11 protein-coding genes are annotated in these 7,876 nt (G+C 46.6%); all 11 read right to left on the bottom strand.

The window, feature by feature from the left end; all coding sequences use genetic code 11:
• The coding region (locus Q0V82_RS12100; RefSeq protein WP_297576072.1) for a hypothetical protein at positions 1-1,319 on the bottom strand (1,319 nt) is incomplete at its 3' end.
• 190 nt (positions 1,320-1,509) lie between these two features.
• Positions 1,510-1,881 (bottom strand): phage tail assembly chaperone, encoded by a 372-nt coding sequence (locus Q0V82_RS12095; protein WP_297576070.1) that lies wholly within the window; start codon positions 1,879-1,881, stop codon positions 1,510-1,512.
• Positions 1,882-1,897: 16 nt separating this feature from the next.
• Positions 1,898-2,332, bottom strand: coding sequence for a hypothetical protein (locus Q0V82_RS12090; RefSeq protein ID WP_297576068.1), 435 nt, complete (start codon positions 2,330-2,332; stop codon positions 1,898-1,900).
• A gap of 10 nt (positions 2,333-2,342) precedes the next feature.
• Positions 2,343-3,494, bottom strand: a complete 1,152-nt coding sequence (locus Q0V82_RS12085) for a DUF3383 family protein (RefSeq protein WP_297576066.1) — start codon at positions 3,492-3,494, stop codon at positions 2,343-2,345.
• 85 nt (positions 3,495-3,579) lie between these two features.
• Entirely contained in the window at positions 3,580-4,098 is a 519-nt protein-coding gene (locus tag Q0V82_RS12080) for an LIC_12616 family protein (protein WP_297576064.1), read from the bottom strand.
• Positions 4,095-4,481: a hypothetical protein gene (locus tag Q0V82_RS12075; protein ID WP_297576062.1), complete on the bottom strand. Its 387-nt coding sequence runs from the start codon at positions 4,479-4,481 to the stop codon at positions 4,095-4,097. The genes Q0V82_RS12080 and Q0V82_RS12075 overlap by 4 nt, the downstream gene beginning before the upstream one ends.
• A complete protein-coding gene (locus Q0V82_RS12070; RefSeq protein ID WP_297576060.1) occupies positions 4,478-4,939 on the bottom strand; it encodes a hypothetical protein in 462 nt (153 codons plus the stop codon). The genes Q0V82_RS12075 and Q0V82_RS12070 overlap by 4 nt, the downstream gene beginning before the upstream one ends.
• Positions 4,936-5,451: a DnaT-like ssDNA-binding protein gene (locus tag Q0V82_RS12065; RefSeq protein WP_297576058.1), complete on the bottom strand. Its 516-nt coding sequence runs from the start codon at positions 5,449-5,451 to the stop codon at positions 4,936-4,938. The genes Q0V82_RS12070 and Q0V82_RS12065 overlap by 4 nt, the downstream gene beginning before the upstream one ends.
• Positions 5,451-5,861: a hypothetical protein gene (locus tag Q0V82_RS12060; protein WP_297576056.1), complete on the bottom strand. Its 411-nt coding sequence runs from the start codon at positions 5,859-5,861 to the stop codon at positions 5,451-5,453. Before Q0V82_RS12060 ends, Q0V82_RS12065 begins: the two co-directional genes overlap by 1 nt.
• A 41-nt stretch (positions 5,862-5,902) precedes the next feature.
• Positions 5,903-6,949 (bottom strand): major capsid protein, encoded by a 1,047-nt coding sequence (locus Q0V82_RS12055; protein ID WP_297576054.1) that lies wholly within the window; start codon positions 6,947-6,949, stop codon positions 5,903-5,905.
• Between the two features lie 123 nt (positions 6,950-7,072).
• Positions 7,073-7,873: a hypothetical protein gene (locus Q0V82_RS12050; RefSeq protein ID WP_297576051.1), complete on the bottom strand. Its 801-nt coding sequence runs from the start codon at positions 7,871-7,873 to the stop codon at positions 7,073-7,075.
• Positions 7,874-7,876 lie beyond the last annotated feature (3 nt).

Raw genomic sequence — 7,876 nt, 5'->3', positions numbered from 1 at the left:
GCGTTTTGTACGTTCATCATTGACGCAGCCAAAGACCCCTTTCGAGCTTCCAAGAAAGGTTTTGCAGCCTTCTCCATCATGGCCACAAGTATCTCGCGCATCTTGTCGGAGTCTTTGTTGTTTACCTTCGCGACTTCGCCCGTTGTTACGTTTCGGAATGTGTATTCACCTGTGCTTTTGTTTGCCTTACCTTTAATACCGTATTCTTTCAACCGAACAAACATGCCTGTTGTGGCGTCTTCAATTGCCTCCATCGCCGACCGCAATGTACGATCTTCCATCTGCGCACGAATTTGAATTGCGGCAAGCTGCTCGGAGTTTAGATCAATACCCTTGATTTTTGACGCAGTTACACCTTCTTGCAAATCTCGGATGCTAAGACCATATTTTAAACCCGTTGAAACTGTGTCTGATCTAACGCCGCTGTAACCTCGCTTGTCGGTGTCATTGCGGGATGCAACACCGGCTTTAATTTTGAGTTCTTCCCATTTCGCTACCGCGTCACTGAACTTAACTGCCGCCGCACCTGCGGCAATTCCTAGTCCAATAATTATTGCAGCTAATCCAGCCAAAGGGCTTATTGCGCCAAAGGCTGCGGCCGTTAATCCTGTCATTGCTGAGAATGTACCGCCTGCTCCGGCTGAATGCGCACCGAGCGACAATGACATACCGCCAAAACGCGTTCTTGCGCGATTATATCGCGTTTGGGCTGCCTCAACAGCTCGCGATTGACGCATGGAACGAAGGCGATCATGCTCGATTGCGCGATAGTGCGCAACGCCTAGCCTGCGATCTTCTGCAGCGCTTTTTCGTGCCTCGCGTGCCTCTGCTGTACGTCGCTGCAAAACGTCGCGTAGCGTGCGTTTCTGTGCTGCTGCTTGCGAAGATTCTAGTTGCCGAGCTTGCGCCTGACGTTGTTTGTGAAGCCGATACAGGCCGCGAGATTCCCGCAAAAATTCCGCATCGGCTGCGTCTTTCTTAGCTCGGTTTAATTTAAGCTGCTGCTCGTGGTTTTTCCGCCACTGATTGTTATCCGCTTGGATTTGAGAGCGGCGGCGAGCATCCTCGGCTTGCTTTTGAGTCTGTTGTAACTTTTCTCGGCGTTGCTGATCTTTATAGAACAAGTCCTTTTGGCGTTGCTCATGTTTAGCAATCATCCGATAGCGAGACTCAGTATCAGCCTTTAGTTTCTTTTCATCAGCCAAGCGTTTGCGCTGGTAAGCGTCAATGTGGCTAGTGAACTTATCCAGCGCAGCTTTGGCAGGCCGTGTATCCGCGGTTACAATAATACCGGCTTTTAAGTTTAAATCCTGTGCCATTATTACCCCGCAGATGGCGCTTTTGGAAGGGAACGAACCTGGTGTTGGTTGGCCTCGACTAATGCGTTGTTAAAGTCAACCAAATCTAAAATGGTGTAGACTGTCGCTAGCTCATGCTTTGTACAGTATTTGGCTTGTATTGGAGCAAATACAAACCAATCTGTAAGATCGTCGCTAGTTTCGCTTGCGCCTACACCCCCCCAAGCACGCTCCCGTCGAAGAAATCCTCGTACTGAAAGCGAACGCCTTGGGCAAATACACGCACCAAATGTTTGCGGCGAGAGTTGAAATGCGTCTGGAGCTGATCTTTAAGTTTAAAAGAAGCTCCGTCGGGCATTGTTACAATAACGTTCGCCCAAACTAAATCTTCGGCGGTTTTAACACACGGATCGCCTAGTGCGCCAGCCACAATAGCGATAAGGTCTGCATCTGGATTGGCGTTCTTCAATGCACCTGCTGCTTGTTTAAACGCATTCCAAGATTGGATTGCGTTACCCAACGTGTGAGTGTATTTAATGCCATCAATTTCTTGTACAAAATCTGGGGTGATGCCTGTAGACATTGCGGGTGTCTCCGAGTTAGTTACCGAAACCGCTTTCTAAGCGGGAAGTGTGTGATTCAAAAACAATTGTCCAAGGTGTCATTTGAGCCGAGCCGCCCCGTGCGTAAGGTGGTAAATCGGTAAAATAACCTTTGGACGCTTCAATTAAATCTTCATTTAATAAATCGCGAATCATGAGTCGGAATGGCACAAATGATTTGATCGAGTTTTCTTGCAATGACTTCTGTTGGCTCAACCAACGGTTATCCTCGCAATGCTGATGAAGCTGGATTACGAGCGTTCCCGACTTATCTGGGTCAGTAACAAAAGTGCCTCGACCATCCAGCCCCATTGTCCAAGCACCTGCTGGAGCGCCTGGGGTAAACTGGATAGGAGTACCTTTATCGCCGAAGCAGGTGATTTGGTAGTCATTTAACAATAGAACAACTTGTTTTGGGTCAAAAATAGACATGGGTCACCTGTTAGCGTGAGAACGCAATAATTGTTTCAGATTTGTGGATCGCGCCTGCTGATTTAATCGCCAAGTACATTAGCGGCGCTTTACGTTCGTCCACTTCCGTATCGCTCAACAAAGCAACTGGGTCTGCCCAAGAGTAATACCCTTTGGGCAAATAATCACCTCGACGCAACATACCGAAACCGTCAATACGCCATACCCCAGGTGCAGCACCGCCATTACGAACGCCTTTTTCGGCTACTTCGTTAATTCGGTTAAGCAAGACTGTAACGCCTTCATCCGTTAATGCAGGCTTAGTCGGGTTCTGGTATTGCGAATTAAAAATATTTTTCTGAACCGCATCAACAAGCCAATCAAGAAAGTGAATTTCATCAAAATAACGACCGCTAGGTGTGCGGCCTTCAGCAAGCATCGGGCTTGATCCGAACGTCGTGTAATAATTAATGCCTAGATCGTTAAATAGCGAGCTATTGGTTTCGTTTACACCTGTGTCAGGCAATAAACCTGGGCAGGTTTTGTACATCATTGTTTTGGTCGTTTTATAGCCTTCAAAATTAACCGAAAGCATATTAGCCATTGCTGAAATGTCAACCATCTCATTCAGCGTATGGACAAACGGAACAACTTTGGTGATAAGCGCGTCTTTCATTTGCTTGAAAGGATTTTCCGCTGACACCTGCGAAATAGCTTTAACGCCATCGGCTGTTCGAACTGAAAGAACGCGATACTCCATTGCTTCAATTGCCGAAGCCGCTTCAAACAATTTCGGCCCAGCTGGAGTCATATCAAAAAACGCTAGGTCGTCTGCGATACAGGCGTGATACCAATTTTTGTACAAAGCAATCATTTCTGTAAAATTGGCAAGGACTTTCTTGGTAACGTCATAGCCTGAGATAATAACGTAAGGCTGGTGAGTAGGTGCTGAGAAAAAGGCTTGCGCGGCTTTTGCTGTTTTAGACTCACTACCGAACTTTTCAGCGACTTGCTCGTAAGAAGTCGCCTTCCAGTAGCCAAGTGCTAGATCCGTGTCAGGCTTATCTTTGACAGTCTTAAACTCCGACGTTAAAATTACGGTATCTTTTAAGCCTTCTTGAGATTCCGCTTTAGGTGCACCGAATAACGAAACTCGGATAATACTTGAAATTGACTTTCCCATATTGTTCTCCACAAAGGTATGGGATTTAATTCAATCCCTATGGCTATATCTGCATATTATAACAATTTACCCACAAGTGCAACTCTTAAAGCAATATGTCAACACGCTCGAATTCATCGTGTATCGCCAATCGAACAATGTCGATACGCCGCTGTTCAGTTTGGATAATGTGGCTGTAGGATATTTGGAATGAAACTTGTGCGCGTTCTTCCCAAGTAGGTAGAGCCATTGCGGAAAGGTCGCGAATTGTCGAATGTGAAACGAAGCCGAGTTTTAATTTACGCAAAGCCAACTTGGTTGCAGAGACTTGGTTAAGGCATGCGCAAAGTTTCCGTAATAGCGATTCACTATTTTTACCGTAAGCGTTAACATCAATTGTCAACAACCAATCAGTATTATACCGAATAATTTCAGTTACTGGATCCCAAGATTGTGAACCGTACGATAAATTTTCGCTGAATGCGACACCCACTGTAATAAACGCCGTATTGGCCACACTATGCGCCTCATTCTCAGGCACAACTAGAGCTATTGGCAATCCCAGGGTTTCCGAAATCAACTTTCGAAAATCTGCCAAATTAAAATCAGCGACCGTTGTAATCATGTTACGACAAACCCCGCTGGGTCGTTTACAGTTGAAGCTCCGACTTGGGACGTTGCCTCACCTGCTGAGTATCCATGCTGCCGGTAGTCATTTGGACGAGACACGCGATACCAAATTCCATTATGTAAAATCAAATCACCGGAGTCGATATTCTCCAATGAATAAAACTTGAATCGCTCACGGCGTCGTTCACCAGATGCGTCACCGTAAGAAGAATCAATGTTCTCTTTAACAGGCTGCCAAGACATACTAACTTGGCGCTGTGTATATACATCAACACCTGCACCAGTAGCGTCCCGAGATTCCGTTCGGAACTTAACTGTTTTGGTTTCTATGTATTTCGGGTTAGTTAACAGCATCATTGCTGGGCGCGGAATGCTCACGATTGCACCTCGTATTTCAATGATTTGTATAACTGCTCAGTGTCTTTTAGTGCGATACCTCGATCCGAAGATTTATTCTTCCGAGTCGTTGTATCAAGAATTTTGGGTGTGAGACCGCGGTCAATAACATTACGAACCGCACGAACGCCAACCTGCCCCATTTCCCGCAAAGCACCCGCCTGCTCTTTGGGAGTTACAGCAGTACCTATCTTGGCCGCGGCCTCACGAAACGCAGGCTGTGTCATCGAAATACGCAAAGGCCGTCGAGCGGGGATTTTAGCGTTTCCGAATTCATGCACAGCCAAAAGAAGTGAATTTGTTGCACCATCAGATCGCGCATCTTCATCTTTATGTACGCCGATGGTAACTGACTTTTGATCGGGCAACTTATTGTAGTTTTCAATAAATTGTTTCAGATCAAGAGATTCCAATCCACCGATATTGATTCCATAGGTCATCGTATAGCCGAAGGTTTGCGAACAAACGGCGCCAATAAATTGACAGACCGCTGTTGCCAAACAGTTAGGTTAACTGTTGTGGCCGCGGCGTCTGAATTCGGATCATAATACTCCGTTTTCAAATCACCGACAACCTCCGATTTGATTGCACCATACGTAGCTATTGGGCCAGTGTCGGCAGAAATGCCTAACTTCCAAATCGCGATTGAGCCAAAACATTGTGCCCGAATGATGCTGTCAGGCACTTTGTTTGCAAAAATTGCAAAGTTGCGGACGGTAAAACCATATCGCGGCCACATTAATGCACGCTCGATATATGACTTAGTGCCTTTGTAATCTTTCGGTTCAATCTCAAGCATCGCCTTCAATAAATAACCAGCACACTGATCGTCGGTCAATATCGACATATCTTCGCCGTATTGCTCGGAAAAAGCGCGTAAAGTAGCAACTCCAACGTAGGAGTTTGCGTTTTCAACGCCAGTTCCGTCTTCGACGATCAGTGTAATTGCCATTATTGACTCGCTGATTGCGCGGCTAAATACGCCATAACCGCAGTACTCTGACCCGCATCACGGCGAGACTTTTCTTCCAGCAACCAAGTTTCAACCCCTTGCAAGTGAGCAAGAGTTTCATGGTCAGCCTTCATACAGGCATTCGTATCAAAAATTGCCCGAGCTACTTCGCTGATTTCAGTTTCCAAATCTTCAGGTAGTTGCCCAAGAACAAAATCTTTTACAACAGCAGGTTGGTGTTCTTGAACATCGTCAAGAACTTGGTCGACTGAGTCCATTGAAACTTCAACCGCAGTTTCGTCAACGTTGGCAACCGCTTCGATTTCTACAATAGGCGTAATCTCAGCAGGCTGGATAGCAGCGGCGGCAGCAAACGCATTAATCGGCGCAGGTGTGATTTTTGCAGACATAGTATTCTCCAAGAGCGGCCGAAGCCGCCCCTTATCACAAATTAAAATTCAACAGTCATCAAACGAACCATTGGAACTTGTTTGCGCTCTGGGAACACACGCGCCCACGATGCAGCATTACCCAAATTGTTTGCAGTAAGCGCATTTGACGGACCGCCCATTGGGGCAACACCGATGTATGAATGCCCTAGCGGATGTAGAATCCATTCAACGCGGTTGTAAAGAACTTCTTCACCACCACCGTTATTCGCCTTCGCGTTACGTTCAACTTCAACCGGCGTTTTAGGCGAGCCTTGACCGAAACGGAATGCGCCGCGAGCCATGATCCAGCTTTCAAACACGCGGTTCGTGCTGACCATGTAGTTCGGCATTTGGTCATCAACGATGACTTCGCGGCCCATATAGAACGAAATTTTCGGAGAAGTTTGCGAAGCAGGGATAACTGTAATCTGGTTTTTCTTCAACAGACTATGGTAAACCACTGAGTGCATCATAACCGCAGTAACGTCGTCGGAAGCATCGCCCATTGTGGCAATCGCATTCACAAAGTTGTTAAGGTTAAAGTCAGTAACGTCTTTAACATAACCACCTGTTCCAGGGATAGCACTGTAGGTCATATCGCCTTCAACCATACCCGCTACGCCAGTCGCCGCCTTATTAGAAGCCCAAACGCCAGTCGCAGTGGCCAAAAGTGCTGATTGCAAACGTTTAGCCCAGTAGTTACCTACACGGCTACCGATTGCGTCCATAGGGTCTGGACCAGCCAACGCTTGCGACAAGTCAGTTGCAGACCAAGACTTGTTACGAGACAAGCGAACTTGTGTTTCTTGGAAAGTACCAATTTTGTCAGGAGTCGAATCTGGACCACCGTCAAGAGATACGTTCTCTTGGGCGGCATCGCTGGAATCCAAGTCTTTAAAGAAAGGCTTGTTGAAAGTCAAACCGCCACCGCCAAGATACGCCGACAGCTCGTTATCAGCAACAAGCGTGCCAGTTTGGATCAAGCGAGAAAGTTTTTTGGTGATATTTTGAGCGTACGGAGCGAAAAGCTGCGGTACGATAATATCGGATACTGTGGTTTTAGCCATGTTGGCCTCCGAGTGAGTTATTATGTCACCGCATGATGACGTTAGAGTGAAACCACATGGCTTCGATAAAAATTACTTTAGCAGAAAAACCTGCCGAACGCAAGTTTTTCCACTAAATTAATTTCAGCGAACAGGCTCGGTATCACCCACACTAACACCCGCTGCTTTTGCGAGTTTATCAGCGCGGATAGGGTCACTGGCCACAATCTTACCCTGTTCAGTAATATTCCAACTGTCTTTCATAAACGGGTTGGCGCCAGAGCCCGTACCCTTGCTACCGCGAGAGCCTCCGCCTTGAGTTTCACCGAACCAATGTGGGCGGGTCTTCTGAACTTCAGCGATCCAGTCTTTCGGTGCCAAACCTTCAGTGAAGCTAGAGTTCTCACCGACTGTCACTGAACCAGTTTCATCCAAGCGGAAAATCGTGCTGCCCAACAATAACGCGTCATCAATCGCATAAGTTTGAACACCGGCAGCTTTTGCAGCTTTAACGACTTCGGCATCAATGCGTGAACGCACTTCTTTCTTGGCGTAGGTTTCAATCTTACCGTTTGCGTCCTGCAACTGCTGCGACAGGTCAGTTACTTGGCGCTCCAAAGGAACAAGTTTTGACTTGATACGAGTTTCAACCAAAGTGTTGATCTTGGTATCGTCAACCTTGCCTTCAGTTAATTCCAATTCAGCCAAGCGGTCAAGGCTTGCCTTTACTTCATTTGGTTTGAAACCATCGAATGCTAGCAATTGGGTTTTTGTTGCCTTGTGGTCATTTCGCTCTTTAGTAAGAGCTACATGCACCTTGTTGAATTCAGCAATTGGTTTTGCGTCTTCAACTTCCAAAACAAATTCGCCACCGACTTCTTTATACAAAGCGTGCAAATTGCTATCAACATCATCCAAATTAGGAACTACCATTTTAAGCGCCATCGC

The organism is uncultured Deefgea sp. (genome assembly GCF_947072475.1).
Lineage (GTDB): Bacteria > Pseudomonadota > Gammaproteobacteria > Burkholderiales > Chitinibacteraceae > Deefgea.
Note: the sequence above shows the minus strand (reverse complement) of the source record. Positions and strands in the feature narration are given on the sequence as shown.

Bases quoted from the DNA above. Each gene is read 5' to 3' on its own strand.
- Q0V82_RS12095 (WP_297576070.1), bottom strand. From the start codon at position 1,881: ATGTCTACAGGCATCACCCCAGATTTTGTACAAGAAATTGATGGCATT.
- Q0V82_RS12090 (WP_297576068.1), bottom strand. From the start codon at position 2,332: ATGTCTATTTTTGACCCAAAACAAGTTGTTCTATTGTTAAATGACTAC.
- Q0V82_RS12085 (WP_297576066.1), bottom strand. From the start codon at position 3,494: ATGGGAAAGTCAATTTCAAGTATTATCCGAGTTTCGTTATTCGGTGCA.
- Q0V82_RS12080 (WP_297576064.1), bottom strand. From the start codon at position 4,098: ATGATTACAACGGTCGCTGATTTTAATTTGGCAGATTTTCGAAAGTTG.
- Q0V82_RS12070 (WP_297576060.1), bottom strand. From the start codon at position 4,939: ATGACCTATGGAATCAATATCGGTGGATTGGAATCTCTTGATCTGAAA.
- Q0V82_RS12065 (WP_297576058.1), bottom strand. From the start codon at position 5,451: ATGGCAATTACACTGATCGTCGAAGACGGAACTGGCGTTGAAAACGCA.
- Q0V82_RS12060 (WP_297576056.1), bottom strand. From the start codon at position 5,861: ATGTCTGCAAAAATCACACCTGCGCCGATTAATGCGTTTGCTGCCGCC.
- Q0V82_RS12055 (WP_297576054.1), bottom strand. From the start codon at position 6,949: ATGGCTAAAACCACAGTATCCGATATTATCGTACCGCAGCTTTTCGCT.
- Q0V82_RS12050 (WP_297576051.1), bottom strand. From the start codon at position 7,873: ATGGCGCTTAAAATGGTAGTTCCTAATTTGGATGATGTTGATAGCAAT.